Below are 26011 nucleotides of genomic sequence, written 5' to 3' on the forward strand. Positions count from 1 at the left end.
GATTTTAGGTTCGACAGCAACTCCTTGATTGTTTTTTGAGTTACCCCTTGACAATCAAGACAGTCGCTACGTTCATCTTATATTTAATTCCACCCACCTACTTAAATAGGGCGTTTCTCATAAAGATGAAGTATAAACCGATCGGGTATCGTCTCGGAGTCTCCCCAAAACGAAAACCTCATACCTCACCATTAAGATAACTGCCATAAGTGAGGACAGGGGTGACAGTGGGGTAAATTGTTAATTTTTTTGGGGATTTAGCTACATTATCCGAAAAATGTCACACTAGAGGTAGGGGATCATCAGCGATCGATCATCAGCTTTCAGCAATTTTTGGCTATTTCCCCAGGGTATTGCTGGCAGCCGGTGGGAAAAAAGATTAACTTCAACCCTGACTTTATCTGCTATCGAGGAGGTTAATTCGATGAATAATACGGAAACACTCTCAGTCGATCGAGATACCAACAAACTCTATAATAAAATTCTCGTGGCTGTGGATTATCAAGATGTCACTCCAGAGGTATTAAATGCGGCTATTCTCTTAGCGAAAACCTACGCTAGTGAGTTGCGGATTGTTTATAGTCTGTCTCAACCTTTGACTCCCTACACGGAAACTTTTATTTATGGTAATCTGATCGGTTATGGTGGCGGTTATCCCTCCGATATGGTCGCCTTAGAACAACAAATCACCGAAGAAATGCAGGCGGAATTACAAGCTTGGTTAAACAGTTTAGTCGATCGAGCTAAGGAGGATAATATCATAGCCCGGGCTGATTATTATATCGGTGATCCGGGACAGAAAATTTGTCAAGTTGCCCAGCAAGAGGGGGTAGATTTAATTATTGTGGGTCGTCACGGTCGATCGGGCTTATCTGAGTTAATCTTAGGTAGTGTCAGTAATTATGTGGTACATCATGCTCCCTGTTCAGTTTTGGTGGTACACATCACTCGTTAATTAGAAAGGGTTGAAATCCATTTTTTTCTGTCCATTGAATTGCTCCATCTCTTCCTGTCCAGTAAGTCTTAATCCCGGCCTTTCTCAGTTGATTTCTGACATTACGGGAGAGATTGTTAGTGATAGCGATCGCTGTTTGTGGTCGAATGGACTCTAACCATTGTTTATCTAGATTGCTTCCCTGCCATAATAACACTAGGGGGCTAAATTCTTGGGATAAATTAACGGGATTTTTCGGGTTGATAATCCAGAGCCAAGATTGATTTTTTACCTGAAATTTAAATAAATTTTTCTCGATCAATTGTCCAGTAATTTCGCCGAGATTAAATTTTTCTAACTGGGATAAATTAATAGTTTTTTGGATCGGTATGTCCTCAGTAATAGTTGAGAATTGCGCCGAATTATTAACGGTTATTGCCCCTTGTATTTGATTAATTCCCTCCTGTCGCAAAAAGGGCAAAACTGTATAACGGGCCGTTGCGGGTTCCTCTCCATTAATTAAGAGAGTATTTCCTCGATTTTGAATAATGATTACCGGTTGCGATTTGGTGGCTAAAACTGTCACCTGAGTTAAAGTTAAATGCTGATAAATAATCGGGATTAAAATTACAGCGAGAATAAATAAACCGATTAAATGCCACCGTTGACGAAACCAGATATTAAAGCAGATTAAGGTAAGGCAAATATAAATAATTAACATCACTCCTAAAGATAATTTACCTGTGGAGTAGGTACTAAAAGGAAGCAGACTAAAAAAGGTGGTAATTTGCAGTAATAACTCTAGAGGGTAATAGAGAATACTAGCGCCGATACTGCCCAAAGGGGGATAAATTAAGCCTAAAAAAGCAGTAAAAACTCCTCCTAAACTAATTAGGGTAACTAGGGGGGTTGTGATAATATTAATCGGGATATTATAAAGAGCGATCGAGTTAAATGTAAACATTAATAAAGGCATAGTCCAGAGACTAGCAGCTAGACTAATAGCTATAGGTTCAGTGATTAAATTAGGTAAATAGTCAATTTTATTTTTCAGTAAAGGAACAGTAATAATTAATCCCAAAGTCGCTAAAAAACTTAACTGAAATCCTAAATCCCAAATCCAGAGAGGTTGCCATAATAATAGAATGTTAGCCGCTAGTAACAGGGAACCTAAACTATTAACTTGTCGATTATAAAGCAGACCGATTAATGCCCCAATTCCCATCAAAATCGCTCGCAGGACTGAAGGTTGTAACCCGGTTAAAGTGCCGTAAATTATTAAGACAGTAAGGGCAATAATAAACTGTTGTTTGGGGGATAAATTGCGAGTAATAGTTAAAACAAATCCCAACAAAATAGCCACATGAAAGCCAGAAGCTGCTAAAATGTGAGCTAATCCAGTTTTAATAAATAAATCGGTGATTTTTGCTGGCAAATTAACCGCTTGTCGTCCGAGGGTAATCGAACTTAATAAAGTCCCTTTTTCTTGGCCTAGTCCTTGAATTTGTGCCTCAACAATGCGCTGACGAATCTGCCAAACTCCCCAATTTGGTGACTTTTTGTCGATAATTATTTCCCCTTTTAAACCAGCAAAAGCACCCCGATGCGCTAGATAATTAGCAAAGTCAAAAGCATTGGGATTATTGGCACGACGGGGACGATAAAGTAATCCTTTAACTGTTATTTCTTGTCCGGAATAAACCTGATTTTCTGCTAGATTTGGGAGAGTAACGTAGAGTTTACCTTCGGATTTTTCTGTGGGTAAATTCCTAAGGCTAAATTCCTTTACTTCTAACCAAAATTGTAAATTCTCTCGGCGATTGAGACGAACTTCTGAGCTAATACTCCCCGTGATTTTAATAGAGTTAACTACATTATTTTTTAAAAGATGACTGATATCGTTTGCGGTGGGGTAAGGAGTGCGAATTTCCAGATAAACAACGGCAAATATAGCTATTAATCCCGCTATCAGCCAAATTTTTTTCGGGGGACTTTGCCACCAAAAACGACGGATAAAAATTGTGGTTAACAGGGTAATTAAACCAAGAATAACAATCCTAATTACCACTTCTTGCCATCGGTTTAACTGGGGACTAAAATCTAGCAGACCTGTAGATAATAATCCCAGAATATAGGCTAAACCAAGAATAACGCTATTAGGGCGATTCATAGAAATTTTTGTCGTCAAAGAATTTCAGAATTAGGGAACATTATTTTTACATAATATCAGCGAAAATCGAGATTAAAAAGTAACTTAGCATAAACACTATGGGGATCGTTAAATGTAGGTAACTTCAATAATTCCTGCTGAAAATTTTGCCATTCCTGCGTCAAAGGGTGATTATTTTTAGTGAGAGGAGGAAGATAGGTTTGCAATAAATCAGAAAAAAGTTCTTCTTGCCAACTTTGCGATCGAGGATATTCTTTAAGACTCCAATCATCCCCTAATTTAGCTGTTTTGGCCGCATATTGTACTGCCGCTTCTAGACCACCAATTTGATCAACTAAACCAATTTTAACCGCATCTTTTCCCGTCCAGACGCGACCTTGGGCCACAGTTCTAACCTTGTCTGGGGATAATTTTCGCCCCCGGGCCACCGTCTCGATAAATAAATCATAGAACCGATTAACTGCCGCTTGATAAATTTCTAATTCCTGGGAATTTTTCGGTCTGGTAATAGTAGATATATCGGCCAATTTTCCAGTTTTCACCGTATCCCAATCGATGCCATTATTATTAGCAATTTTCTGAATATTTAACAATAATCCAAACACACCGATCGAACCAGTAATTGTATCACTATCGGCAAAAATTCTTTGACCCCCCATGGCGATCCAATAACCCCCGGAAGCTGCCACATCACCCATAGAAATAATTACTGGTTTTTTCGCATCTAAACGCTTAATTTCCCGCAGAATCACCTCAGAAGCAGTGGCACTTCCCCCCGGACTATTAATTCTCAAAACTACCGCTTTTACCTCTTCTTTCTCCTGTAATTTTCGCAGTTCCTTCGCCAATTTATCCCCACCAATTTCGCCTCTATCTCCCTGACCTTCTACGATTGTCCCTTCTGCATAAACTATCGCTATTTGATTGCTACTATCTTCCTCCTCATCAAGAGAACTAGCATAATTAGCTAAAGAAATCTGCGAAAAAGAGTCAGAATTTACCTCCTCATTAGTTTTATTTTTTGCTTCTCCTGTTAACTCCTTTGCTAAAACAATTACTCGATCTAAATAGGCCACTTCATCGACAAAACCCGCCGTTTTCGCTGTGGTGGCTTCCAGAACACCTTGAGTATCAGAAATAGTTTGCAGCTGTTGGGGGGTTAAATTGCGACTTTTGGCCACTGTGGAACTATAATTAGACCAAATTGTATCGAGTAGGGTTTGCAGCTGCTGACGATTCTGGACACTTAAATCCTGACGCGTATAGGGTTCCACCGCACCTTTAAAAGAACCCACTTTTACCACTTGTACCCCCACACCATATTTTTCTAGTGCATCGGCAAAAAAGGTTTGTTGACTACTTAAACCATTAATTTCCATTCTCCCCACGGGGTTAATAATCACCTTTTCAGCAACGGAAGCGAGATAATATTCCTTTTCCGTCCATTCCACATCGTAGGCGATAATTTTTTTACCTGATTGGCGAAAATTTGCCAAAGCTTGCCGCACTTCCGTCAGGGTAGCATAGCCATATTCACCGACAGTGCCGCGGCCGTAGAGTAACAGACCGACAATATTATCATCAAGGGTGGCCTTTTCGATCGCCGCTATTACCTGTCGTAAATTTAAAGTGGTCGCACTCTCACCGGTCAAACTATCGGCTAAACTGGAACTAGGGGGAGCATCGCTGATATTGGTGGCTAAGTTAAAAACTAAGACCGATTTTTCCTTAACTGAGGAGCTATCGCTAGACATAAGGGAAGAAAGCAGTAAAAATGCTAATCCCCCCACACCTAAGACCGAAAATGCCAATAATCCCAATAAAGTTCCCAAGCAACTAGCGAAAGTTTGTTTAAAAAACTGGCCCATCGGTTTTCATCTGCTACTAATTATCCTGTTTCCTATTGTAGGGATTCCCCGCCCAGAAACAAGTTTTTTATTTACGAACAAATGTACTTAAAGTCTTGGGGATAGTGACTGGAGTTGTGAGATGTCAAGGGATCGGCTAAGATTGTGATAGACAATTTCCAGTCAAAGAGATGAATCAATTAAATTGAAGATAGATTCTGTCTTTGATCCCCCCTTCCCCCCTTGATAAGCTATCCCTTATAGGGATCTTTCTTAACAATTTTTGCAGTAAGCACTCCAACCCTTATCCTGACTTGATTTCAGTTTTTTCTTTGTCAGTAAGGGTGTCAACAAGGAATATTACAAATTGTTAACCGAGTCTTGAAAGCCTTGTGCCACAAAGGTTTGAAATGTTAAGAAAGATGTGACTAAAGGACAGCTTGATAAGGGGGGTGTCTGGCAATTTTTAACACCTACCTACTTAAAAGAGATGAATCAATTAAAACCGAAACTCGTCAATTATCCAGATTGGGAGCGAAAAGAACAAATTAAACGAAATCGTTCGGCTTTGGCTATCTTAGAACAAAGACGACAAAAACGGTCACAAATAACCGATGAGCAAGACCAAGAAATTTCCCAGTGTTTGCTCAATTTTCAGACCGCGATTGATAATGCTCGTCCTTTAGGTTTAAAGCTTTATAGCCTTGGCTAGAAACTCTAAAGATTGGCAAACAAACGGCTGATAATTACAATATTGATGTGGATATTATTAAGTAGCTGGACACAATTAATTAGACATATCTAACTACCTCTTGCATGAGTGCCTTTTGCCTATCCTAACTAAGAAGTTAATTTTGTCCTATTACTTATTCTTGCTCATTGGCAGTTATAAAAAAACAATATCGGCTCTCTTATTCTTTGTGTGATAAGTTTAACTTATATGGTAGCGATCTTTGTGTCCTTTGTGTCTCTGTGGTTCCTTCCACACTACTACTAATGTCAAACATTTTCAGGGATTTGCAGAAGCTTTAAATTGGCAAGATATTAACATATAACAGCTTTAAGCTTGATCATTTTTTCACTTTAACTACTTAATCTTATGCAGTTTATTGATCGCGCCGAAATAGAAGTAGAGGGGGGTAAGGGAGGTGATGGAATTGTCGCTTTCCGTCGGGAAAAATACGTCCCCGCTGGCGGTCCGGCCGGAGGTAATGGGGGAAAAGGTGGTTCGGTGATTTTTGTGGCGACTCAGAACCTGCAAACCCTGCTAGATTTCCAGTATAGTCGCTATTTTAAGGCCGATGACGGTAAACGGGGCGGCCCTAACAACTGCACCGGAGCCAACGGTAGCGATCGCATTATTAAAGTTCCCCGTGGTACCGTGGTTTACGATCTCGATAGCGAGGAAATTATCGGCGATTTGGTCACTCCCGAACAGACTTTAATCGTGGCTGCCGGGGGAAAAGGGGGATTAGGCAACCGCCACTTTTTAAGTAATAATAATCGCGCACCCGAATACGCTTTACCCGGTTTAGACGGAGAAAAACGCCATTTACGCCTAGAATTGAAGTTATTAGCGGAAGTAGGACTGATTGGGCTGCCCAATGCGGGAAAATCGACCCTAATCTCCGCCGTTTCCTCTGCTCGTCCCAAAATCGCCGATTATCCCTTTACGACTCTTATCCCTAACTTGGGAGTGGTACGCAAACCCACGGGAGATGGGACGGTATTCGCCGATATTCCTGGATTAATCGAGGGAGCGCACCGAGGAATCGGCCTAGGACACGAATTTTTGCGCCATATCGAACGCACACGCCTGTTAATTCATCTTGTCTCTTTGACATCAGAGGACCCGATCGCCGATTATCAAATTATCCAAGGGGAATTAGCCGCCTATGGTCGAGGCTTAGAAAAGCGCTCGCAAATACTGGTTTTCAACAAAATTGATGCTGTGGACGAGGAAACGATAGATAACTATCAAAAGCAGTTTGCTAAAATAACCAATGCCGAGATTTTGACTATTTCCGCTGTTACGGGAGCCGGATTAACCACTCTACTCGCCAAAGTTTGGCAGCAATTAGAGCAACTGGAGAGGGTCGAGGTTGAAACCCCTTCCCTGTTTTCCTAAAATCGCTCGTTAGTTGTTGGGTTGCCGGGGTGCGGGTGGTCGGCGATTGCTCGGTCTTCTTTCCGTACCTTCAAAGTTACCATTAGAACGACGGGTGCGGCGCTGTTCGCCTTCATTTTCGGCCGCATAGACTTCTAGATAAACAGAGCGACCCGCACTCGCGGCCGCCATTTCTAGGGTAGTTCTAATCGCCTGTAAATTGCGTCCTCCCCGGCCGTAAACTTTGCCTTTATCGACATCATCGAAGGCTACACGCACCCAAAGACGTTCATTTTCCTTACAGCGCTCGATATCCAATCTCAGACTGGCTGGATCTTCCAAAAACGGCTCGATCATAAATTTCACCAGTTCGAGATAATTGGGGGTACTAGGCATTGATTTTCTCGAAAATTTTCTGTTTGGTGAGAATGCCGCGCACGGTGTCCGTCGGTTGCGCTCCTTGTTGTAAGCGTCGGATGATTCCTTCTTCATCCAGACGCACTTCATCGGTGCGAGGATTGTAAAATCCTAACTCCTCTAGGGGACGACCATCGCGACGACTGGTGCTAACGGCCGCAACGATACGATAACTGGCTTCGCGTTTTTTACCAAAGCGTTTTAGACGTAATTTGATCATGGTTACTCAAAAATTCTCCTTTCCGATTCTAACTCATCCCAGCGGTATTTCCACAAGTGGCGATCGAGGGAACGGTCGGCAGCCATTGGCTATTATTGAAAATAACGCCTATATCTTAATGGTGAGGTACAAAGTTGAAGTGTGTTAAGTAGGGAGGCACAATTATTTGTAGGATGGGTTAGCGGTAGCGTAACATAATCGGGCGTTGAGTTTCATGCTTCAACCCAACCTACGTTCATCCTAGATTTAATTCCACCCACCCACTTAGTTTTGGCTAACACACCCGAAATTATAGCGTTTCTCGCATCTGTGCGGCACAGTTAAACCTTTGCTGATTAAGCTGTTCAGGCTCGGGAATGTACCTCTTGTGAATCAGAAATGCTATAAGATTAAATTAAACCTCTTGCATAATTAATTTTTTGAGGGTTCAAAAACGTCAAAAATAAGGATTAAATCGCACAACATCTGTAAATATAGCGTTTCCTAAGCTAGTGAGGTACACATATTTTTCGGATCTTCTAGGTTCTGTGTGATCAGTTTAACTTACAATATGATCGATCAATCTTTGTGTCCTTTGTGTCTTTGTGGTTCGTTCCACTCACTCGCCAGCAGTACTGTATCCTAGAATACATTTTACCCACCAAACCTGGGAGAGCCTATTTTTCTTCCCTTTTGACTTTTGCCTCTTGCCTTTTGCCTAAAACCCATAACTTTTGTACCTCAGCAGACTGAAAAACGCTATAGACCATTTAACTGATTAATGCTCATTCTTAATTCTCCTGACTACTGACTACTGACTCCTAACCCTAACAACAATTTGTGATTTTTACAAGAGGTCTAGTTTTTACCCTTATCTAACCGTAAACTTTCCCATAATACTCTTGATATTCTTTGGATAACAAAGGTTGCCACCAATCCCGATGATCGAGATACCATTGAATGGTTTTTCTTAATCCCCCCTCTACCGTTTCTTGAGGTTGCCAACCTAATTCGGTGCGAATTTTACTGGCATCAATAGCATACCGGCGATCATGTCCAGGCCGATCCTTAACAAAAGTAATTAAATTCCGAGCGGGTTTCACGGGTAAATCGGTGGCCAATTCATCCATTAACTCACATAACATCCTGACTAAATCGATATTTTTTACCTCATTATTTCCGCCAATATTATAGGTTTCTCCCGCTTTTCCTTTGTGAATAACTGTATCTAAAGCTTGACAATGATCCCGCACATATAACCAATCTCGAACATTTTGACCATCACCATAAACGGGTAAAGGTTTACCCAAAAGAATATTAATACACATCAAAGGAATTAACTTTTCAGGAAAATGATAGGAACCATAATTATTAGAGCAATTAGTAATAATTGTCGGCATTCCGTAGGTATGAAAATAAGCTCTCGCTAGATGATCACTCCCCGCTTTTGAGGCAGAATAGGGACTATTAGGAGCATAGGGAGTAGTTTCGGTAAAAGCCGGATCATCTACTCCTAAACTACCATAAACTTCATCGGTGGAAACGTGCAGAAAACGATAGTTATCGGGTTGATGATTACTTAACCAATGTTGCCGAAAACTTTCTAATAGAGTAAAAGTTCCCACCACATTAGTTTGTACAAAAGCCCCAGGTCCAAGAATCGATCGATCCACATGGGATTCGGCAGCAAAATGAGCAACCGTATCGATATTTTCACCAGCAAATAATTGATCAACTAAAGCTCGATCGCAGATATCCCCTTGCAGAAAACGAAAATTCTTTCTATCTTTCAGTGTCGCTAAATTATTCAAATTGCCCGCGTAGGTAAGAGCATCAAGAACAATGACACGATCCTCAGGATAATTCTCGCACCAATGATGAACAAAATTCGAGCCGATAAATCCTGCTCCACCAGTAATTACTATGTTTCTAGCTTGATTTTCTGTCGCCATGGCCACCTCTAGCAAAAGTTCGCTACTTATTTTAGGCTTTTTTGCCTTACAATTCCTGCTCGAAAGTGATCTGATCGGAGCGATAATCCGGCGGTTCAACGTGAATTAAAATTCTCACAGGGCTAAATTGTTGGGTTAATCTTGCTTCTACCGCTTCCGTGATCCTGTGAGCAGTTTCCACATCTTGAGCGGAGACAACTAGGTGCATTTCTATAAATACCTGTCTTCCCACCACTCCCCGAGACGCGATCGCATGACAATTAAGCACCCCCGGCACCTCCATCACAATTTGATGAATCACTTCAGGAGCGATCGCCATTTCATCCACTAACAAAGGTAAATTCTCCATCAGGACTTTCCAACCACTGCTAAACACCAAAAAAGCGACGGGAAAGGACAAAATCACATCTAACCATTGTAATTGGGGAATATTAGCCGTATTGCCCACCCAAACCCCGACTAAACCCAATAAAACCGTAATTGTCACCCACACATCACTCATGGTATGCCTAGCATCGGCAATCAAAATCGCACTACCGACACGCTGCCCCACGGATCTCTCATAATAGGTGACAAAAATATTCACCCCTAAAACGATAATTAATAGCCATAACTCAGGACCTGCAATCTCGACAGGTTTTCCTCCTTTGATAATACGCATGATCCCCCCTTGCAAGATTTCAAAACAGGCAATCCCCAAAAAGGCGGCGATCGCCAAAGCTCCGATCGCTTCGTATTTTAGATGTCCGTAGGGATGATCTCGATCTGGATAGGGAGAGGAAAACCGCATCGCTACTAATCCCAAGACATTATTGGCACTATCGGTGACACTATGGAGAGCATCCGCTTGCAGACTTAAAGCACCAATCCTCAAACCCACCCCCGCTTTGATCGCCATAACCAAAATGTTCAGCAGCAGGGTGATCCAGAGAACTTTTTGGACGGTAGCCCGATTATCTTTTAAAACAGCCACAGGATTATCAGTTATCAGTTATCAGTTATCAGTTATCAGTTATCAGTTATCAGTTAAGTAGGGAGGCACAATTATTTGTAGGATGGGTTAGCGGTAGCGTAACATAATCGGGCGTTGGGTTTCATGCTTCAACCCAACCTACGTTCATCTTATATTTAATTCTACCCACCCACTTATCAGTGGGTAAGTTATCAGTTATCAGGGAAATTTCAACTAAAACCCCAAAAACCCAACTACTTGAGGGTTGAAAAAGGGCAAAAATAAGGATTAAATTGCCTAAAGTCGGTAAATAGACCATTTAATTGATTATTATTCATTTTTAATTCTCCTGACTCCTGACGACCGGCTACTGACTCCTGACCCTAACAACAATTTTTGATTTTTGCAAGAGGTCTGGTCATCAACAATTGATCAACTCCCGAAATAATAGACTACCATCGGTCAAATTGAGCAGCGGATCGGCGGCCCGCTCGGGATGGGGCATCATTCCTAGCACATTTCCTGCTTTATTGGTAATTCCTGCAATATTATTTAACGATCCGTTGGGATTTCCTGACTCATCAACCTCTCCTGTGGGAGTACAGTAACGAAAGAGAATTTGACCGTTATCCTCCAGAGATTTTAACGTATCTTCTGCGGCATAATAACGCCCTTCCCCGTGGGCAATGGGCAAATTAAGCACCTGTTGCGTTTGATAACCTCGCGTCCAGACAGATTGATTGTTTTCCACTTTTACTGGCACTCGATCGCAGATAAAATGTAAATCCCGATTACGAATTAACGCACCAGGTAGCAGCCCAATTTCCGTTAATACCTGAAAACCGTTACAGATGCCTAAAACTAATTTACCTTTTTCGGCTTCTTCTCGGACAGTTTTCATTGCTGGTGAAAATCTAGCGATCGCACCACAGCGCAAATAATCGCCGTAACTAAATCCCCCCGGCACCACAATCACATCCACATCCCCTAGCTCCGTCTCTTGATGCCAAACATAGCGGGTGGGTTGCTGAAAAATCCCCTCCGTCACCGTTGCCACATCTCGATCGCAATTCGATCCGGGGAAAACAATAATCCCAAACTTCATAATTTTTAACTTGGTTAATTCATTGTGCAGAAAGCTCTCATCAGATGGGTGTTGGGGTATTGGGGTATTGGGTGAATTTCCCCATTTCCCCATTTCCCTATCCCCTAATCTCTATCCCCTATCTACTGACAATGCAAATCAAAGCGATAATTTTCAATCACAGGATTAGCCAATAGTTGATCGCACATTTGATCCAATTGTGCGCGGGCGCTGGTTTCATCCGCTGCTGTCACAGTAAGCTCAATATACTTACCAATTCGCACCCCAGCCACAGTATCATAACCTAATTGCTTTAATCCCGACTCTACCGCCGTACCCGCCGGATCGAGAACCGAAGGGCGCAGGGTAACATAAATACAGCACTGATAATTTTTTGGCATAGAATTAAATTTGATCGCTGACCTTTTTGATATGAAATCCCAACGCACCCGATCGCAAGAGCGCATTATCCACTTACTCAAAACCTTAAATCGGGCAGTATCCGCTCAGGAATTGTTTGTGGAACTCCGTCAGCGTGACCAAAATATGGGGTTAGCCACTGTTTACCGCGCCCTAGAATCCCTAAAGCTACAGGGTGCGGTGCAGGTGAGAACCCTAGCCACAGGAGAATCCCTCTACAGTTCCGTTCAGCAGGACCAACACCATCTTACCTGTATTCATTGCGGCCGGTCTATCGTCTTTAATGAGTGTCCCGTTCATGAATTGGAAGAAAAACTCGAAAAATCCCACCAATTCAAGGTTTATTACCATACTCTCGAATTTTTTGGACTTTGCGATCGCTGTCACCCCAGTTAAGTAAGCTGTACTACATTTAAACTGCCTATCGGGTAAATTTAGTACAAACGCTCGGACTGGCAACTCCAGCCCTGCCAACTCCGGTAAAGTCCTACAGGGATTAAACTGTTGTTTGTCCTTGGGCTGTTTTCAGGGGGATTAACTCCGGTTGACTGTAGTGATGATGACTGTTGAGGGGGGATAACAAGGGAAAAAAGGGCTGATGTAAACTGATTAATTGGGCTAGGGTTTTCTTGAGATGGGGACGGGGAACGATCGCATCGACAAACCCGTGTTTTAACAAGTATTCCGATGTCTGGAAACCTTCTGGCAATTTCTCGCGCAAAGTCTGTTCAATTACCCGTTTACCGGCAAAACCGATGGTAGCCTTCGGTTCAGCGATAATAATATCTCCCAACATGGCAAAACTGGCCGTGACTCCCCCCGTGGTGGGATTAGTCAAGACGGGAATATAGAGTAATTTTGCTTCCCGATGCCGGTTAAGAGCGCCAGAAATCTTGGCCATCTGCATTAAACTTAACATTCCTTCCTGCATTCTCGCCCCGCCAGAAGCGCAGATAATCACCAGGGGTAAACTTTCATCGGTAGCTCGTTCCGTCAAACGACAGAGTTTTTCTCCCACCACCGATCCCATGCTACCCCCCATAAAACGGAAGTCCATCACCCCTAAAGCTAAGGGTAAACCGTCGATTGTCCCCGTTCCCGTTCGCACAGCATCCGTCAGACCCGTTTTTTCTTGGGTTTCTCGCAGGCGATCGCTATAACTTTTCCGATCGCGAAATTTGAGCGGATCCGTCGGTCGAATCTGTTCATCGAGGCAAGTCCAAGTATTAGCATCCACTAACTGGCGAATTCTTTCTTCACTTTCCACCCGATTATGATGACCGCAATCGAGACAAACCAGTTGATTAGCTAATAAATCCTTCGTATAGGCCAAAACGCCGCAATTTGGACATTTTGTCCACAAACCATCGGCTATTTCTCGTTCCTGTTGTTGTTGAACCTTGGGTTCTGTTTTTTGGCGATTTGCAAACCAATCAAATAGAGACATAGTTTAAAATAAAGACAATTTATCGACTTTCCTCTAGAGGACTTAATAACAAAAGTGCTGTCCAGCGATCTTGGGGACGCACTTGTAGGGCGGCCTGATGCCCCTGGCCGCAATAAATACCAAGGCCAATAGCGATAACGCAACTGGGGATGTGGTGAGCTTTGAGCATTTCCTGTAGCCAATCGGCTTACCCTAGACTGGGGGTTGTTCTAATCGTGATCCAAGACACGGAAGACTATTGTATCAAGATTTAATTACAAGATAGCTTTTTTACAACAAAGGGAAAAAAATGCTTTGATAGGCTGAGATGATCTTATCACTCCAAAAGACACTCATCAGAGCGCCGAGGGCAAGAAATGGCCCGAAGGCTATAGATTGTTTTTTGGCCATTTTACCGAGAAAAATGCCCGTCATACCGATCGCCGCCCCGATAGCACAGGCCAGAAAAGCGGTGACTATTAATGCTTGCCATCCTAACCAAGCACCGATCATGGCCGCTAATTTGGCATCTCCTCCCCCCATGGCCTGCTGTCCGAGGGCAAAACTCCCCCCCCACTGGATCAGATCAAATAACCAGACTCCTAAAACCGCACTAGCGATCGCTGAAAAGAGATAGATAACAGTTTGATTATTTTGCCAACCTAGGAAAGTCTGGAAAACTATCCCTAAAACTAATCCCGATTGGGTGAGGGAGTTGGGAAGCGTCATCGTGTCAAAATCGATCAAAGCTAAGGCTAATAACCAACTTAGCAGAATCCAATGGCCGAGGGTCTGCCAAGAAAAGCTAAAATCTCCTAAAACCAGACAAAATAACAAACCGGTCAAAGCTTCGACGGCTGGATAACGCACAGAAATCGGGGTTTTACAGCACCGACAGCGACCCCCTAGCCATAACCAGCCGAAAACGGGTATATTCTCGCTTTTACCTAACCTATGGTGACATTTCGGACAGTGGGAAGGAGGATAAACTAGAGACATCCCTTTAGGTAATCTATAGATGACCACGTTTAAAAAACTGCCCACCGAGGCACCAAAAGTGAAGACAAAGGCAAAAGTAACTAGATGAAAGAGGGTTTCCATCCTTAAACTGGCAGATAATTAATTAGTTTGTCATCGTCCATTATAGGGGATAAAGATGCCCCTGTCTCCCCTCTTAAGCATCCAGTAATAATACTTCAGTCTCATCCCTAAAGGTGAATTCTCTTCTGGGCTTTTTTAGTGGATAATTAGCGGATATCACCCTAGATAATGGGGGTAAAACCCCACTATCAGCCTCAAGGATAAACTGACAAAATTAAATCATCCCAGTCAACGAGGACAAATTAATGAAACCGATTGTTGAATCTTTTTACAACTGGTACAGCAGCAAAATCACCCACCCTAAATATCGTTGGATTATCATTCTGGGAACTATGGTTTATCTTTTTAGCCCCCTCGATATTTCTCCTGACATTTTCCCGATTATTGGTTGGATCGATGATGGTATTGTCCTCACCCTTTTAACTACGGAATTATCGCGATTAGTTCTTGATTATCGCACTCGCCGTCCAGGGAGAGTAAATAATCAAACTGAGGTTTCTTCCCCCACCAATACCGTTGATACCGATGCTGTGGAATTCTGAATTCAGGAGATTGCTTTTATTTATTCTCCCCATCTCCCCTCTCCCTGCTCCAGCACTCCCATCTCCCCCCGCAACGCGCAGGAAGTGGTCTCCCCCACTACCCCACTTCCCCATCTCCCCACTCCCTAATTCATAAGGCTCTTCGGTTTTTGTTATGCAATGGACGGGATTATAAGGAATGAAACCCTTATAGAGACAGACATTGCTGCTATTTTTGTCAACTGTTTTCGCTCTAGAGAGAACTAATCAATTAAATCTCTTGCCAGATAAGGATTGAGTCGATTTATGCCCCCCTATCGAACCATAGCAAGTAACGAAGAGCCAAGAACCATAATTCATAATTCATAATTCATAATTCCTTAAACTTGAATCAAAGAACTATCGACGCTGGCCAACAGTGTTTGCACTTCCTCATCGCTGGTTTGGGAAAAGTCCTCATACCAAAGAGAAATCGATCTCAATTCGTAGGGTTTATGTAGGCAAATTACTCGATCGACTAATTTTTCTAATTGCTCACACACTTCCACTGGCGCAATAGGAACGGCAATAATAATAGCAGCGGGGTTTCTAGCTTTCAGGGTCAGAATCGCCGCTTTGATCGTTGCTCCCGTAGCGATACCATCATCTACTAGAATAATCGTTTTTCCCGTCACGTCTGGAAAGGGTCGCTCCCCTCGATACAAGCGATCCCGTCGCTCTAATTCGATCATTTCTTCCTTTGCTACCCGTTCCATCATCGCCTGCGATAGGTGCAAGTCGTCAACGATACTTTCATTGATTACCCGCACACCATCTTGACCGATCGCCCCAAAAGCTAACTCTTTTCGCTCTGGTACACCTAATTTTCGCACCAAACACAGATCTAGGGGTAAATGTAACCTTTGGGCAATTTCAAAGGCGATCGGAACCCCCCCCCGGGGCAAGGCCAAAACCAGTGCCCTAGCACTATTGGTATATTCTGTCAAGTAAATAGCTAATAGTCTCCCAGCCGACCGCCGATCTTTGAGCAGATAAGTCATAATGCCCTCCTAGGGGTTAATCCCCGTGGGGATCCCTAGTCTCCCCTGCCTTTATTCTATATTTCTCCGCTCATCTCTAGCGGAAATGTTAAGAAATTTAGCGAAGGCTTGACATTTTTTCGGCTAACCGCAGTTTTTCCAGACCGGAGATCGGCTAAAATCTTAGGCAAAAGGGTTTTGTAAAGTTGGGTAACAAACATGAATCAAAGTTTAAGTGATGCGCTAGAGCCGATCGCCGCCGCCTTTCGCAGTCTCGGAACTCCCGAACCGATCGTTCATTGGGGACATCCAGTCATGATGGGAATTGTGGTTTTAGTTATGGGTAGTTATACTGCCTATGCCGGTTGGCAAAGCCGTTTAAGCCAAGATGGGGAAGTAGTGGCCAAAAATCGGGCTGATCACCGCAAACTCGCCCCCTGGCTGTTTTTATTTATCGCTCTCGGTTACACCGGCGGTATTTTATCCCTAGTCATGCAGAAACATCCCATCCTGGAAAGCAGCCATTTCTGGACAGGATCCGCCGCGATCGGTTTATTAGCTTTCAATGGATTATTATCCCTTACTGGCTTCGCTGGCGGCAAAAAAGAACTTTTCCGGACTATTCACGCCTATATCGGCAGTATTGCCCTGATTTTACTGCTAGTTCACGGTGTTTTTGGTCTTCAGTTAGGATTATCTCTCTAGTTGGTTTATGGCTTCGGGTGGGCCAATTCCCACCTGGAAATTTTTCACGGCGGCAGACTGTGGCCAAGGCCAATAATTGAAGAAATTATGACTTTAAGCGCTCTTGTCGGGATTCTGCGTTTAGAATTAACAGGTAATTTACCAAGAAAGTAAAGTATCGTCACGCAACGAGGAGATAGATATTTTGAAGAAAGTAGAAGCGATTATCCGACCCTTTAAACTTGAAGAGGTGAAAATCGCCCTAGTTAACGCGGGCATTGTCGGCATGACCGTCTCCGAAGTTAGAGGTTTCGGTCGTCAGAAAGGTCAATCGGAACGTTATCGCGGTTCCGAGTACACCGTCGAATTTCTCCAAAAACTCAAGATCGAGATCGTCGTCGAAGATAACCAAGTCGATATGGTCGTCGATAAGCTGATTTCGGCGGCGCGTACTGGTGAAATCGGAGACGGTAAAATCTTTGTCTCCCCCGTGGGACAGATCGTCCGCATCCGTACCGGAGAAAAAGACCTCGAAGCGATTTAACCCCCCGACAGGGGATGATAGTACAATGCTGTCATCCCCCCCCATTGACAGTGTTTCCCCTCAAGAATTGTAACCTAATTTGGTATCGACCACTGATTCCCCAAAACGAAAACTTTCTACCTCACTATTAAGATAACTACTATAATTAAATCTCTTGGCTCGGTCTGCTCCCATCGCTGGGGAAGACTGCTCACAGGTAATTTGACCAGACTAGCTCTGATCATTTCAGGTAACTAAAAAAACCTCTTGCCTAAAAAGTCACAAATATTATATAATGTTTGATCGTGGCCAAAATCGGTGTTAGGTGGTGCTAAAGGCACTGCCAAGCAGCGGCGTCTTGGCCAGTCGGTCTTCGCCTGGATACTGAAGATAAACCCTTTAAGTCCCGAAGAAACAAAGACCAGCAACAATCTAGGCAGAACCAGCAAACCTGTCTAGTCTCACTTACGAATTTAACGGGATGCCAGCTTAAATAACTCCAAAAAAGTCATTCAAGTTGGGCAGGCTGATAAAGCGGGAAAGATTTTTCCCGCTCCTATAGCCACGGCCACGTTATTTTTGATTGTCGTCTAGTAAAGATAAAGAGAACAATCCGTGTCTATCGGTATCCTCGGTACAAAACTGGGCATGACCCAAATCTTCGACAACAAAACGGGAGTCGCCATTCCCGTCACCGTCGTTCAAGCCGGTCCGTGTCCCGTCACCCAAGTCAAAACTAAAAAAACCGACGGTTATGAATCCATCCAAGTGGGGTACAAAACCGTCAAAGAAAAAGCCCTCAATAAACCGCTGCTGGGTCATTTAGCCAAAGCCGGTGTCTCCCCCCTGCGGCATTTAATCGAATACCGCCTCGAGGACGCATCCGCTTACACCTTAGGCCAAGAAATTACCGCCGACATCTTCCAAGAGGGGGATTTAGTCGATGTGGCCGGAACCACCATCGGACGGGGTTTCTCCGGCTATCAAAAACGCCATAACTTCAAACGCGGTAACATGACCCACGGTTCCAAAAACCACCGTCTCCCCGGTTCCACCGGTGCCGGTACTACCCCCGGCCGCGTCTTCCCGGGTAAGAGAATGGCCGGACAATACGGAGCCACCCAAGTGACCATCCGCAAATTGTCCGTGGTCAAAATCGATAGCGAACGCAACCTGATCCTGATCAAAGGAGCCGTCCCGGGCAAACCAGGAACCCTGTTAAACATCACCCCCGCCAAGAAATTTGGCAAATAGGGCAAGGAAAGATTAAAGCCATGGTTAACTACACAGTCAAAAATTGGCAAGGGGAAGAAGCGGGAACAGGCACCCTGGAACTGAAAACCGCTAAACCCGAAACCGCCAAACACCTAATTCACCGCGTCGTCATCAGCCATCTAGCGGCGGCCCGCCAAGGTAATGCCTCCAGCAAAACCCGCTCGGAAGTGCGCGGCGGTGGTCGCAAACCCTGGCGGCAAAAAGGCACCGGTCGTGCCAGGGCCGGTTCGATCCGTTCTCCCCTCTGGCGTGGTGGCGGTGTCATCTTCGGACCAAAACCGAGAGATTTTGAGGTTAAGGTCAATCGCAAAGAGAAAAGATTAGCCCTGAGAACCGCTTTGATCAGCCAGGCCGATAACTTTATCGTGGTTGAAAGCTTCGCCGAACAATTCTCCCAACCCAAAACCAAAGAACTCACCGCTGCCTTAAGTCGCTGGGGAGCCAGTCCAGAGGAAAAAATTCTGCTGATTTTGACGGAAATTCCCGAAAATGTCTATTTATCGGGACGTAATATCTGCAATCTCAAAATTATTCGCGCCGATAGTCTCAACGTCTATGATGTCCTCCTAGCCGATCGAGTTATCGCCACCGCCGCAGCCCTAGCCAAAATTGAGGAGGTCTATGGTGCTTAAAACTGAAGCCAGGCAACTCGCCGATCTGATCCTAAAGCCGATCGTGACCGAGAAAGCCACCCTACTCCTAGAACAAAATAAATACGTCTTCGATGTCGCCTTGAAAGCGACTAAGCCGGAAATTCAAGCGGCGATCGAATTGCTGTTTGACGTGAAAGTAACGAAAGTGAACACCAGCCGCCCCTCTCGTCAGAAAAAACGCGTCGGCCGTTTCCTCGGTTACAAACCCCAATACAAACGTGCGATCGTGACCCTAGCCGAAGGCGACTCGATCGCCCTCTATCCCGACGTATAACCACCAAGAAACCCGATAACGGAAAACTAAACTATGGGTATTCGCTCTTTTAGACCTTTAACCCCCGGGACAAGGCAGGCGGCCATCTCCGACTTTAAGGAGATCACCAAAACCGAACCGGAAAAGTCCCTAACTCATCACAAACACAGCAAACAAGGGCGTAATAATCGCGGTGTCGTCACCAGTCGTCACCGGGGCGGTGGCCATAAACGCCTCTACCGGATTATCGATTTTCGTCGCGATAAACGGGATATTCCCGCCACAGTAGCGGCGATCGAATACGATCCTAACCGTAACGCCCGCATTGCCCTGCTTTTCTACAAAGACGGGGAAAAACGCTACATCATCGCCCCCGCCGGTTTAGGCGTTGGTGATACCGTCATCGCTGGAGAAAACGCTCCCTTCGAGGTGGGTAATGCCCTCCCTTTAAGTCGCATCCCCCTAGGGACAGAAGTTCATAACATCGAACTCGTCCCCGGTCGCGGTGGTCAAATGGTGCGGGCCGCCGGTGGTTTCGCCCAAGTGGTAGCCAAAGAAGGCGATTATGTTACCATCCGCCTCCCCTCCAAAGAAGTACGCATGATCCGGCGTGAATGCTACGCCACCATCGGAAAAGTCGGTAACGCCGAAGCTAGAAACATCAGTCTCGGTAAAGCCGGTCGTACCCGTCACCGGGGTCAACGGCCTCATGTTCGGGGTAGCGTCATGAACCCAGTGGATCACCCGCATGGAGGTGGAGAGGGTCGCGCTCCGATCGGACGTTCTGGCCCGATGACTCCCTGGGGTAAACCCGCCCTCGGTCGCAAAACTCGCAACAAGAAAAAACGCAGTAGCGATCTGATCGTGCGCCGTCGTAACCAGGGTTAGAAATTATTACTTTACTTTTGACTGAAAATTATGGGTCGTTCACTGAAAAAGGGGCCGTTTGTCGCCGGCCACCTGATGGAAAAAATCGAAAAACTCAACGCCCAGGGCAGTAAACAAGTGATTAAAACTTGGTCCCGGGCCTCGACAATCATTCCCGATATGGTCGGTCACACGATCGCCGTTCACAACGGCAAACAGCACGTTCCCGTCTATGTTTCCGAGCAGATGGTCGGTCATAAACTCGGTGAATTCGCTCCCACCCGCACCTTCCGCGGCCACGCCAAGAGCGACAAAAAAGCAGGACGGAAATAGATCGGTGGGCGGTTATCTTAAAACCGTCAGCCCCCGGTCAGCGTTCAGATAACCATGAGATGGTGGGTTACGGCGACTAGATAAATTAATAACTAAGTCTTATAAGTTGTCGTCGCCTAACCCACCCTACCTAACTGATAACTGATAACTGAAATGACCATCGATACCTCTAACGAAGTCAAAGCGATCGCCCGCTATATTCGGATGTCACCCCTGAAAGTCAGACGGGTACTCGATCAGATCCGCGGTCGCTCCTATCGGGAAGCCCTAATTATTCTCGAATTCATGCCCTACCGGGCCTGTGACCCGATCCTGAAGGTCCTGCGTTCCGCTGTTGCCAACGCCGAAAATAACGAAGGACTCGATCCCGCCACTTTGGTGGTTAGCCAAGCCTTTGCCGATGGCGGTCCGACCCTAAAACGTTTTCGACCCCGGGCCCAAGGCCGCGCCTACCAAATTCGCAAACCCACCTGTCATATCACCGTCGCCGTCGCTCCTAGCAACAAAGACTAATCACCTTAACTAAAAAAACCACAATGGGACAAAAAATCCATCCCCTCGGTTTTCGTCTCGGCGTTATCAAAGATCACAAATCTTGCTGGTATGCCGACGCGAAACGTTACCCCGAATTAGTGCAAGAAGATCGCCGTATTCGTGATTACGTCGAAAAAAACCTCTCTAATGCAGGTATCGCCGATATTCGCATCGAACGCAAGGCCGATCAAGTAGATATTTCCATCCATACCGCTCGCCCCGGGGTCGTCGTCGGTCGTGGTGGCACGGGAATCGAACAGCTGCGCCTAGGTTTGCAAAAAGCCCTCGGTGGCCAGCGTCAAATTCGCATTAACGTCATCGAAGTGGCTCGCGTTGATGCCGATGCCAACCTGATCGCCGAATACATCGCCCAACAACTAGAAAGACGGGTTTCCTTCCGTCGTGTGGTGCGGCAAGCCATCCAACGGGCGCAAAGGGCCGAAGTCAAAGGGATCAAAATTCAAGTTAGCGGCCGTCTCAACGGGGCAGAAATCGCTCGCACCGAATGGGTGCGGGAAGGACGAGTTCCCCTGCATACCCTGCGGGCCGATATCGATTACTCCTATAAAACCGCCAGCACTATCTACGGGATTCTAGGCGTGAAAGTTTGGATCTTTAAGGGCGAAATTATCCCCGGCCAAGAAGAAATTGCCGCCGCCGTTCCCGCTCAAGCACCGCGCCGTCAACAGCGTCGCCGTCAACAGTTTGAAGATCGCTCTAGTGAGGGCTGATCCCTAATATTTATCAGTGGTAAATAGCTCATGTTAAGTCCCAAAAGAACAAAATTCCGCAAACAACAGCGCGGACGGATGCGCGGGCTGGCCACCGGCGGAAATACGATTAATTTCGGCGATTTCGCCCTGCAAGCCACCGAACCCTGTTGGATTACTTCCCGTCAAATCGAAGCGGCCAGACGGGCAATGACTCGTTATATTCGTCGGGGTGGCAAAATCTGGATCCGCGTTTTTCCCGATAAACCCGTCACCCAACGGGCCGCAGAAACTCGGATGGGTTCCGGGAAAGGTTCCCCCGAATTCTGGGTAGCCGTGGTTAAACCGGGGTTCATTATGTTTGAAATTGCCGGGGTAGCTGAACCAGTAGCCCGGGAAGCCATGCGCCTAGCGGCTCAAAAATTACCAATTAAGACCAAATTTATCACTCGCGAGGAGGATTTTGTCTAATGGCTCTACCAAAAATCGCCGAAGTGAGGAAGATGAGCGATGACGACATCGCCGACGCTATCCTCGATGCCAAAAAGAAACTGTTTGAATTGCGTTTGCAACAGGCCACCCGCCGCTTGGAAAAAACCCACGAATTCAAACACACCCGCCACCGTCTCGGCCAATTATTGACCGTAGAACGAGAGCGCCAACTAGCCCAGTCCACCCCGGAGGCATAACCCGCTATGGCAGTTAAAGAAAGAGTTGGGGTAGTGGTCAGCGACAAAATGGATAAAACCGTAGTGGTAGCCATTGAAAACCGCTCTCCTCACCCTAAATACGGCAAAATCGTCGTAAAAACCCAGAAATTTAAGGCTCACGACGCAGAAAATCAAGCCAAACAAGGCGATCGAGTTCGCATTCGTGAAACCCGCCCCCTCAGTAAAACCAAACGTTGGGAAGTGGCGGAAATATTAACCGATAGTTAAATTTCACCTAGGTAAAAACCGTGATTCAACAACAAACCTACTTAAATGTCGCTGACAATAGCGGGGCGCGGAAACTGATGTGTCTGCGGGTGCTGGGAACAGGTAACTGTACCTACGGTGGCATCGGTGACAAAATTATCGCCGTGGTTAAGGACGCTATCCCCAATATGCCCGTGAAAAAATCCGATGTGGTCACTGCGGTGATTGTGCGAACCCGTCAAACCGTCCGTCGCGATAGTGGCATGAGCATCCGTTTTGATGATAACGCCGCCGTGATTATTAATAATGACGGTAATCCCAAAGGTACTAGGGTTTTTGGTCCAGTCGCCAGGGAATTGCGCGATAAAAACTACACCAAAATTGTTTCCTTAGCCCCAGAAGTTCTCTGATCAAAGTGAAAAGTACCAAGGCAATTGGCTGATGGCTAGTCTAAAACTTTTCACACCTTGAGGTCAAAAAAAATGAGTAAGAAAAACATTCAAACCCCGCCCCAAAGGCAAAAAATGCACGTTAAAAAAGGGGATGTCGTTCAGGTAATCGCCGGTTCCGATAAGGGCAAAGTGGGCGAAATTTTACGGGCTTTACCCCAAGAAAGTACCGTGGTGGTCAAGGGAGTTAATATCCGCACCAAACACACTAAACCCCAACAGGAAGGGGAATCGGGTCAAATCGTTACCTACGAAGCACCGATTCACAGTTCCAAAGTGATGCTTTATTCCGAGAAGAAAAAAATCGCCAGTCGGGTGGGTTATACCTTTACCGAAGACGGTCGGAAAGTGCGGATACTGAAGAAAACTGGCGAAATTATCGATTAGTTTCCTATCAATTCTAGTTCCTGACCAAGCCCAGGAAAAGTAAGCAGCAAAACTATGAGCCAAAGACTAAAAACCACCTATCAAGAAACCATTGTTCCGAAACTGAAAGAACAATTTGGTTATACCAATATCCACCAAGTACCTAAAGTTATCAAAATTACTGTTAACCGCGGTCTTGGAGAAGCTTCACAAAATGCCAAAGCTTTGGAGTCTTCCAAGGAAGAACTGTCCACCATCACCGGACAACAACCAGTAGTGACTAGAGCTAAAAAAGCGATCGCTGGCTTCAAAATTCGCGAAGGAATGCCCGTGGGTGTGATGGTGACACTGCGCGGCGATCGAATGTACGCTTTTTTAGACCGTCTCATTAATCTGGCCTTACCACGCATTCGCGACTTTCGCGGTATCAGCGGTAACAGTTTTGATGGTCGTGGTAACTACAGTTTAGGCATTCGTGAACAGTTGATCTTCCCCGAAATTGAATACGACAAAATCGATCAAATTCGCGGGATGGACATCTCAATCATCACCACCGCTAAAAACGACGAAGAAGGACGCGCCCTCCTCAAAGAGATGGGAATGCCCTTTAGATAAATCAATCAAGAGAAAAGTAAACAGTGACCGGTAAATAAGTGAACAGTGAACAGCAAACAGTAAACAGTGAACAGCAAACAGTAAACAGTGATTCAGTGAAAAGACAGCAGGAAACTGCTATTTAATACTACTCACTTAATACTCAAATCTGATAACTGATAACTGATAACTGATAACTGATAACTGACCACTGATGTTGATCCCAATTTAGGAGAAAAACAGGTAATTCATGTCTGCTAACGATACCATATCGGATATGCTGACCCGCATCCGTAACGCTTGCGCGGTTCGGCAGACCACTACTCAAATTCCCACCACGCGGATGACGCGCAGTATTGCTCAAGTTCTCAAGGACGAAGGCTTTATTGCTGACTTTGAGGAAGTGGGTGAGGGGATTAAATCTCAATTAGTGCTTTCCCTCAAATATAAAGGCAAAAACCGTCAACCGATCATTACTACCCTCACCAGAGTCAGTAAACCCGGTTTACGAGTTTATTCCAACAGTAAAGACTTACCGCGCGTCCTCGGTGGCATTGGCATCGCCATTGTTTCCACCTCTAAAGGCATTATGACCGATCGCGAGGCCCGTAAACAAAACGTTGGCGGCGAAGTCCTTTGCTACATCTGGTAAACAAGGATAAGCTATCAGCCGTCAGCCTTTCCAAGTTTAAACCCGATAGCTGACCCACTGATAACTCTTCCGGGATATCTGACCCACTGATAACTGATAACTGTTATGTCTCGTATTGGCAAACGCCCGATTCCTATTCCCAATCAAGTCACCGTCGATATCGATGGTGCTACCGTGACGGTGAAGGGGCCTAAAGGAACTCTCCAGAGAACCCTACCCACCGCCGTCGCCATCAATAAAGATGGCGAAACCCTGCTCGTTACCCGTCAAGACGATTCCCGTACTGCCAGAGAACGCCACGGACTCTGTAGAACTCTAGTGGCCAACATGGTAGAAGGAGTCGCGACTGGTTTTCAAAAACGCCTCGATATCCAAGGGGTGGGCTACCGCGCCCAGTTGCAGGATGGTAAATTAGTTCTTAACGTCGGCTACAGTAAACCCGTGGAAATGGAGATGCCCGATGGTGTTTCCGTCGCCGTAGAGAACAGCACCCAAGTTATCGTCAGTGGCATCGACAAAGAAGCCGTCGGTAACACCGCCGCTAAAATCCGCGAAGTTCGTCCCCCCGAACCTTATAAAGGAAAAGGGATTCGCTATCTTGGTGAAGTCGTCCGTCGCAAAGTGGGTAAAGCTGGCGGTAAAGGCGGTAAAGGAGGTAAAAAATAAACCATGAAACTTAGTCGCAAAGAATCAGTCCGTCGTCGTCACCAGCGTGTGCGTCGCAAAATTAATGGCACTGCTGAACGGCCCCGTTTATCCGTATTTCGTTCTAATAACCACATCTACGCCCAAATTATCGACGACGTAGCCCAACACACCCTCGCGGCCGCTTCTACCCTAGAGGCCAGCTTGCGCGGGGAATTAGAATCCACCGCTACCCAAGAAGCTTCGGCAGCCGTGGGTAAACTGGTGGCCCAACGGGCCCTAGAAAGAGGCATCGAACAAGTGGTTTTTGATCGCGGTGGCAATCTCTATCACGGTCGCGTCAAAGCCTTAGCAGAAGCGGCTCGGTCAGCCGGTTTAAACTTCTAAAATATCCTTTCAACACTGAT

At 45.3% G+C, this 26011-nt stretch carries 36 protein-coding genes; 24 read left to right on the forward strand and 12 right to left on the reverse strand.

From position 1 onward, the window contains the following. The first annotated feature begins 424 nt into the window (after window positions 1-424). A complete protein-coding gene (locus B5D77_RS18910; RefSeq protein ID WP_106909434.1) occupies window positions 425-955 on the forward strand; it encodes a universal stress protein in 531 nt (176 codons plus the stop codon). On the opposite strand, the gene B5D77_RS18915 is transcribed toward B5D77_RS18910, so the two are convergent. Both B5D77_RS18915 and sppA read right to left on the reverse strand, forming a co-directional pair. Continuing rightward, window positions 945-3104, reverse strand: a complete 2160-nt coding sequence (locus B5D77_RS18915) for a ComEC/Rec2 family competence protein (protein WP_106909435.1) — start codon at window positions 3102-3104, stop codon at window positions 945-947. The genes B5D77_RS18910 and B5D77_RS18915 overlap by 11 nt on opposite strands. 56 nt (window positions 3105-3160) lie before the next feature. Continuing rightward, the gene (sppA, locus tag B5D77_RS18920) at window positions 3161-4972 is read right to left on the reverse strand and encodes a signal peptide peptidase SppA (RefSeq protein ID WP_008197279.1); all 1812 of its coding nucleotides are present in this window, start codon (window positions 4970-4972) and stop codon (window positions 3161-3163) included. A gap of 469 nt (window positions 4973-5441) precedes the next feature. On the opposite strand from sppA, the gene B5D77_RS18925 reads away from it, so the two are divergent. Both B5D77_RS18925 and obgE read left to right on the forward strand, forming a co-directional pair. Next, window positions 5442-5663: a hypothetical protein gene (locus tag B5D77_RS18925; protein ID WP_253257691.1), complete on the forward strand. Its 222-nt coding sequence runs from the start codon at window positions 5442-5444 to the stop codon at window positions 5661-5663. Between the two features lie 387 nt (window positions 5664-6050). Beyond that, the gene (gene obgE / locus B5D77_RS18940) at window positions 6051-7079 is read left to right on the forward strand and encodes a GTPase ObgE (RefSeq protein WP_106909437.1); all 1029 of its coding nucleotides are present in this window, start codon (window positions 6051-6053) and stop codon (window positions 7077-7079) included. A 9-nt stretch (window positions 7080-7088) separates the two neighbouring features. On the opposite strand, the gene B5D77_RS18945 is transcribed toward obgE, so the two are convergent. After that, entirely contained in the window at window positions 7089-7454 is a 366-nt protein-coding gene (locus tag B5D77_RS18945) for a KH domain-containing protein (RefSeq protein WP_106909438.1), read from the reverse strand. Beyond that, on the reverse strand, window positions 7447-7695 hold the full coding sequence (gene rpsP / locus B5D77_RS18950) for a 30S ribosomal protein S16 (protein WP_002780060.1): 249 nt from the start codon (window positions 7693-7695) through the stop codon (window positions 7447-7449). The genes B5D77_RS18945 and rpsP overlap by 8 nt, the downstream gene beginning before the upstream one ends. Between rpsP and B5D77_RS25955 the strand changes: the two genes are divergently transcribed. Further along, window positions 7694-7843 (forward strand): hypothetical protein, encoded by a 150-nt coding sequence (locus tag B5D77_RS25955; protein ID WP_157221709.1) that lies wholly within the window; start codon window positions 7694-7696, stop codon window positions 7841-7843. The two genes, rpsP and B5D77_RS25955, sit on opposite strands and share 2 nt — an antisense overlap. A 706-nt stretch (window positions 7844-8549) precedes the next feature. On the opposite strand, the gene rfbB is transcribed toward B5D77_RS25955, so the two are convergent. From rfbB to purS, 4 genes are all read right to left on the reverse strand, one after another. Continuing rightward, window positions 8550-9626, reverse strand: coding sequence for a dTDP-glucose 4,6-dehydratase (gene rfbB, locus B5D77_RS18955; RefSeq protein ID WP_008197275.1), 1077 nt, complete (start codon window positions 9624-9626; stop codon window positions 8550-8552). Between the two features lie 46 nt (window positions 9627-9672). Continuing rightward, complete coding sequence (locus tag B5D77_RS18960) at window positions 9673-10599, reverse strand: cation diffusion facilitator family transporter (RefSeq protein WP_008197274.1); 927 nt, start codon at window positions 10597-10599, stop codon at window positions 9673-9675. Between the two features lie 400 nt (window positions 10600-10999). Continuing rightward, window positions 11000-11683, reverse strand: a complete 684-nt coding sequence (purQ, locus tag B5D77_RS18965) for a phosphoribosylformylglycinamidine synthase subunit PurQ (RefSeq protein WP_008197272.1) — start codon at window positions 11681-11683, stop codon at window positions 11000-11002. A 122-nt stretch (window positions 11684-11805) separates the two neighbouring features. Continuing rightward, window positions 11806-12063: a phosphoribosylformylglycinamidine synthase subunit PurS gene (gene purS / locus B5D77_RS18970; protein ID WP_008197271.1), complete on the reverse strand. Its 258-nt coding sequence runs from the start codon at window positions 12061-12063 to the stop codon at window positions 11806-11808. Between the two features lie 31 nt (window positions 12064-12094). On the opposite strand from purS, the gene B5D77_RS18975 reads away from it, so the two are divergent. Next, window positions 12095-12478, forward strand: coding sequence for a Fur family transcriptional regulator (locus B5D77_RS18975; RefSeq protein ID WP_008197269.1), 384 nt, complete (start codon window positions 12095-12097; stop codon window positions 12476-12478). Between the two features lie 100 nt (window positions 12479-12578). On the opposite strand, the gene accD is transcribed toward B5D77_RS18975, so the two are convergent. The 3 genes from accD to B5D77_RS18985 form a co-directional block, all read right to left on the reverse strand. Continuing rightward, window positions 12579-13529: an acetyl-CoA carboxylase, carboxyltransferase subunit beta gene (gene accD / locus B5D77_RS18980; protein WP_008197268.1), complete on the reverse strand. Its 951-nt coding sequence runs from the start codon at window positions 13527-13529 to the stop codon at window positions 12579-12581. Between the two features lie 19 nt (window positions 13530-13548). Then, on the reverse strand, window positions 13549-13698 hold the full coding sequence (locus tag B5D77_RS26305) for a hypothetical protein (RefSeq protein WP_008197267.1): 150 nt from the start codon (window positions 13696-13698) through the stop codon (window positions 13549-13551). 101 nt (window positions 13699-13799) lie between these two features. Then, complete coding sequence (locus B5D77_RS18985; protein WP_106909439.1) at window positions 13800-14609, reverse strand: A24 family peptidase; 810 nt, start codon at window positions 14607-14609, stop codon at window positions 13800-13802. A gap of 245 nt (window positions 14610-14854) precedes the next feature. On the opposite strand from B5D77_RS18985, the gene B5D77_RS18990 reads away from it, so the two are divergent. Further along, window positions 14855-15151: a YkvA family protein gene (locus B5D77_RS18990; RefSeq protein ID WP_008197265.1), complete on the forward strand. Its 297-nt coding sequence runs from the start codon at window positions 14855-14857 to the stop codon at window positions 15149-15151. A 359-nt stretch (window positions 15152-15510) separates the two neighbouring features. Here the strand turns inward: B5D77_RS18990 and B5D77_RS19000 are convergent, their stop codons facing one another. Beyond that, window positions 15511-16170: a phosphoribosyltransferase gene (locus tag B5D77_RS19000; RefSeq protein WP_106909440.1), complete on the reverse strand. Its 660-nt coding sequence runs from the start codon at window positions 16168-16170 to the stop codon at window positions 15511-15513. A gap of 198 nt (window positions 16171-16368) precedes the next feature. Here B5D77_RS19000 and B5D77_RS19005 point away from each other — a divergent pair, with 198 nt between their 5' ends. The 18 genes from B5D77_RS19005 (at window position 16369) to rplR (ending at window position 25991) form a co-directional block, all read left to right on the forward strand. After that, on the forward strand, window positions 16369-16854 hold the full coding sequence (locus B5D77_RS19005; protein ID WP_008197262.1) for a DUF4079 domain-containing protein: 486 nt from the start codon (window positions 16369-16371) through the stop codon (window positions 16852-16854). Window positions 16855-17038: 184 nt separating this feature from the next. After that, window positions 17039-17377: a P-II family nitrogen regulator gene (locus tag B5D77_RS19010; RefSeq protein ID WP_008197259.1), complete on the forward strand. Its 339-nt coding sequence runs from the start codon at window positions 17039-17041 to the stop codon at window positions 17375-17377. A gap of 594 nt (window positions 17378-17971) precedes the next feature. Beyond that, entirely contained in the window at window positions 17972-18610 is a 639-nt protein-coding gene (rplC, locus tag B5D77_RS19015) for a 50S ribosomal protein L3 (protein WP_002796429.1), read from the forward strand. A 20-nt stretch (window positions 18611-18630) separates the two neighbouring features. Continuing rightward, window positions 18631-19263: a 50S ribosomal protein L4 gene (gene rplD / locus B5D77_RS19020; RefSeq protein ID WP_008197253.1), complete on the forward strand. Its 633-nt coding sequence runs from the start codon at window positions 18631-18633 to the stop codon at window positions 19261-19263. Beyond that, window positions 19253-19558 (forward strand): 50S ribosomal protein L23, encoded by a 306-nt coding sequence (locus B5D77_RS19025; protein ID WP_002746599.1) that lies wholly within the window; start codon window positions 19253-19255, stop codon window positions 19556-19558. The genes rplD and B5D77_RS19025 overlap by 11 nt, the downstream gene beginning before the upstream one ends. 33 nt (window positions 19559-19591) lie before the next feature. Beyond that, on the forward strand, window positions 19592-20425 hold the full coding sequence (rplB, locus tag B5D77_RS19030) for a 50S ribosomal protein L2 (RefSeq protein WP_002771036.1): 834 nt from the start codon (window positions 19592-19594) through the stop codon (window positions 20423-20425). Window positions 20426-20455: 30 nt separating this feature from the next. Then, a complete protein-coding gene (rpsS, locus tag B5D77_RS19035; protein WP_002753908.1) occupies window positions 20456-20737 on the forward strand; it encodes a 30S ribosomal protein S19 in 282 nt (93 codons plus the stop codon). Between the two features lie 153 nt (window positions 20738-20890). Further along, complete coding sequence (gene rplV, locus B5D77_RS19040; RefSeq protein WP_002746605.1) at window positions 20891-21250, forward strand: 50S ribosomal protein L22; 360 nt, start codon at window positions 20891-20893, stop codon at window positions 21248-21250. Window positions 21251-21273: 23 nt separating this feature from the next. After that, the gene (gene rpsC, locus B5D77_RS19045) at window positions 21274-22002 is read left to right on the forward strand and encodes a 30S ribosomal protein S3 (RefSeq protein ID WP_008197249.1); all 729 of its coding nucleotides are present in this window, start codon (window positions 21274-21276) and stop codon (window positions 22000-22002) included. A 30-nt stretch (window positions 22003-22032) separates the two neighbouring features. Further along, entirely contained in the window at window positions 22033-22452 is a 420-nt protein-coding gene (rplP, locus tag B5D77_RS19050) for a 50S ribosomal protein L16 (RefSeq protein ID WP_002734310.1), read from the forward strand. Continuing rightward, entirely contained in the window at window positions 22452-22670 is a 219-nt protein-coding gene (gene rpmC / locus B5D77_RS19055) for a 50S ribosomal protein L29 (RefSeq protein WP_002746608.1), read from the forward strand. The genes rplP and rpmC overlap by 1 nt, the downstream gene beginning before the upstream one ends. Before the next feature lie 6 nt (window positions 22671-22676). Beyond that, window positions 22677-22919, forward strand: a complete 243-nt coding sequence (gene rpsQ / locus B5D77_RS19060) for a 30S ribosomal protein S17 (RefSeq protein WP_002734070.1) — start codon at window positions 22677-22679, stop codon at window positions 22917-22919. 20 nt (window positions 22920-22939) lie between these two features. Beyond that, window positions 22940-23308 carry a 50S ribosomal protein L14 gene (gene rplN / locus B5D77_RS19065; protein WP_002732358.1) on the forward strand — a complete coding sequence of 123 codons (369 nt, stop codon included), beginning with the start codon at window positions 22940-22942 and terminating at the stop codon, window positions 23306-23308. A 72-nt stretch (window positions 23309-23380) separates the two neighbouring features. Further along, window positions 23381-23734, forward strand: a complete 354-nt coding sequence (rplX, locus tag B5D77_RS19070) for a 50S ribosomal protein L24 (RefSeq protein WP_002733835.1) — start codon at window positions 23381-23383, stop codon at window positions 23732-23734. Between the two features lie 54 nt (window positions 23735-23788). Continuing rightward, a complete protein-coding gene (rplE, locus tag B5D77_RS19075) occupies window positions 23789-24328 on the forward strand; it encodes a 50S ribosomal protein L5 (RefSeq protein WP_002780091.1) in 540 nt (179 codons plus the stop codon). 229 nt (window positions 24329-24557) lie between these two features. Next, the gene (rpsH, locus tag B5D77_RS19080; protein ID WP_002734721.1) at window positions 24558-24959 is read left to right on the forward strand and encodes a 30S ribosomal protein S8; all 402 of its coding nucleotides are present in this window, start codon (window positions 24558-24560) and stop codon (window positions 24957-24959) included. Between the two features lie 105 nt (window positions 24960-25064). After that, window positions 25065-25625, forward strand: a complete 561-nt coding sequence (gene rplF / locus B5D77_RS19085) for a 50S ribosomal protein L6 (protein WP_008197245.1) — start codon at window positions 25065-25067, stop codon at window positions 25623-25625. Window positions 25626-25628: 3 nt separating this feature from the next. Further along, window positions 25629-25991 carry a 50S ribosomal protein L18 gene (gene rplR, locus B5D77_RS19090; protein WP_008197243.1) on the forward strand — a complete coding sequence of 121 codons (363 nt, stop codon included), beginning with the start codon at window positions 25629-25631 and terminating at the stop codon, window positions 25989-25991. Window positions 25992-26011: the final 20 nt, after the last annotated feature.

Origin of the sequence: Microcystis sp. MC19 (assembly GCF_003019735.1) — a bacterium.
In the GTDB taxonomy this organism is placed as follows: Bacteria; Cyanobacteriota; Cyanobacteriia; order Cyanobacteriales; family Microcystaceae; genus Microcystis.

Coding starts and splice junctions, on each gene's coding strand:
- purQ (WP_008197272.1), bottom strand. CDS start 11,683: ATGAAGTTTGGGATTATTGTTTTCCCCGGATCGAATTGCGATCGAGAT.
- rplD (WP_008197253.1), top strand. CDS start 18,631: ATGGTTAACTACACAGTCAAAAATTGGCAAGGGGAAGAAGCGGGAACA.
- B5D77_RS26305 (WP_008197267.1), bottom strand. CDS start 13,698: ATGCTCAAAGCTCACCACATCCCCAGTTGCGTTATCGCTATTGGCCTT.
- rplX (WP_002733835.1), top strand. CDS start 23,381: ATGAGTAAGAAAAACATTCAAACCCCGCCCCAAAGGCAAAAAATGCAC.
- B5D77_RS19000 (WP_106909440.1), bottom strand. CDS start 16,170: ATGACTTATCTGCTCAAAGATCGGCGGTCGGCTGGGAGACTATTAGCT.
- B5D77_RS18945 (WP_106909438.1), bottom strand. CDS start 7,454: ATGCCTAGTACCCCCAATTATCTCGAACTGGTGAAATTTATGATCGAG.
- B5D77_RS18975 (WP_008197269.1), top strand. CDS start 12,095: ATGAAATCCCAACGCACCCGATCGCAAGAGCGCATTATCCACTTACTC.
- accD (WP_008197268.1), bottom strand. CDS start 13,529: ATGTCTCTATTTGATTGGTTTGCAAATCGCCAAAAAACAGAACCCAAG.
- B5D77_RS19025 (WP_002746599.1), top strand. CDS start 19,253: ATGGTGCTTAAAACTGAAGCCAGGCAACTCGCCGATCTGATCCTAAAG.
- B5D77_RS18925 (WP_253257691.1), top strand. CDS start 5,442: ATGAATCAATTAAAACCGAAACTCGTCAATTATCCAGATTGGGAGCGA.
- rpsH (WP_002734721.1), top strand. CDS start 24,558: ATGTCTGCTAACGATACCATATCGGATATGCTGACCCGCATCCGTAAC.
- rfbB (WP_008197275.1), bottom strand. CDS start 9,626: ATGGCGACAGAAAATCAAGCTAGAAACATAGTAATTACTGGTGGAGCA.
- rpmC (WP_002746608.1), top strand. CDS start 22,452: ATGGCTCTACCAAAAATCGCCGAAGTGAGGAAGATGAGCGATGACGAC.
- obgE (WP_106909437.1), top strand. CDS start 6,051: ATGCAGTTTATTGATCGCGCCGAAATAGAAGTAGAGGGGGGTAAGGGA.
- B5D77_RS19005 (WP_008197262.1), top strand. CDS start 16,369: ATGAATCAAAGTTTAAGTGATGCGCTAGAGCCGATCGCCGCCGCCTTT.
- rpsQ (WP_002734070.1), top strand. CDS start 22,677: ATGGCAGTTAAAGAAAGAGTTGGGGTAGTGGTCAGCGACAAAATGGAT.
- rplP (WP_002734310.1), top strand. CDS start 22,033: ATGTTAAGTCCCAAAAGAACAAAATTCCGCAAACAACAGCGCGGACGG.
- rplF (WP_008197245.1), top strand. CDS start 25,065: ATGTCTCGTATTGGCAAACGCCCGATTCCTATTCCCAATCAAGTCACC.
- rplB (WP_002771036.1), top strand. CDS start 19,592: ATGGGTATTCGCTCTTTTAGACCTTTAACCCCCGGGACAAGGCAGGCG.
- rpsS (WP_002753908.1), top strand. CDS start 20,456: ATGGGTCGTTCACTGAAAAAGGGGCCGTTTGTCGCCGGCCACCTGATG.
- B5D77_RS18915 (WP_106909435.1), bottom strand. CDS start 3,104: ATGAATCGCCCTAATAGCGTTATTCTTGGTTTAGCCTATATTCTGGGA.
- rplR (WP_008197243.1), top strand. CDS start 25,629: ATGAAACTTAGTCGCAAAGAATCAGTCCGTCGTCGTCACCAGCGTGTG.
- rplV (WP_002746605.1), top strand. CDS start 20,891: ATGACCATCGATACCTCTAACGAAGTCAAAGCGATCGCCCGCTATATT.
- B5D77_RS18910 (WP_106909434.1), top strand. CDS start 425: ATGAATAATACGGAAACACTCTCAGTCGATCGAGATACCAACAAACTC.
- B5D77_RS18990 (WP_008197265.1), top strand. CDS start 14,855: ATGAAACCGATTGTTGAATCTTTTTACAACTGGTACAGCAGCAAAATC.
- rpsC (WP_008197249.1), top strand. CDS start 21,274: ATGGGACAAAAAATCCATCCCCTCGGTTTTCGTCTCGGCGTTATCAAA.
- rpsP (WP_002780060.1), bottom strand. CDS start 7,695: ATGATCAAATTACGTCTAAAACGCTTTGGTAAAAAACGCGAAGCCAGT.
- sppA (WP_008197279.1), bottom strand. CDS start 4,972: ATGGGCCAGTTTTTTAAACAAACTTTCGCTAGTTGCTTGGGAACTTTA.
- purS (WP_008197271.1), bottom strand. CDS start 12,063: ATGCCAAAAAATTATCAGTGCTGTATTTATGTTACCCTGCGCCCTTCG.
- B5D77_RS25955 (WP_157221709.1), top strand. CDS start 7,694: ATGGTTACTCAAAAATTCTCCTTTCCGATTCTAACTCATCCCAGCGGT.
- rplE (WP_002780091.1), top strand. CDS start 23,789: ATGAGCCAAAGACTAAAAACCACCTATCAAGAAACCATTGTTCCGAAA.
- B5D77_RS18985 (WP_106909439.1), bottom strand. CDS start 14,609: ATGGAAACCCTCTTTCATCTAGTTACTTTTGCCTTTGTCTTCACTTTT.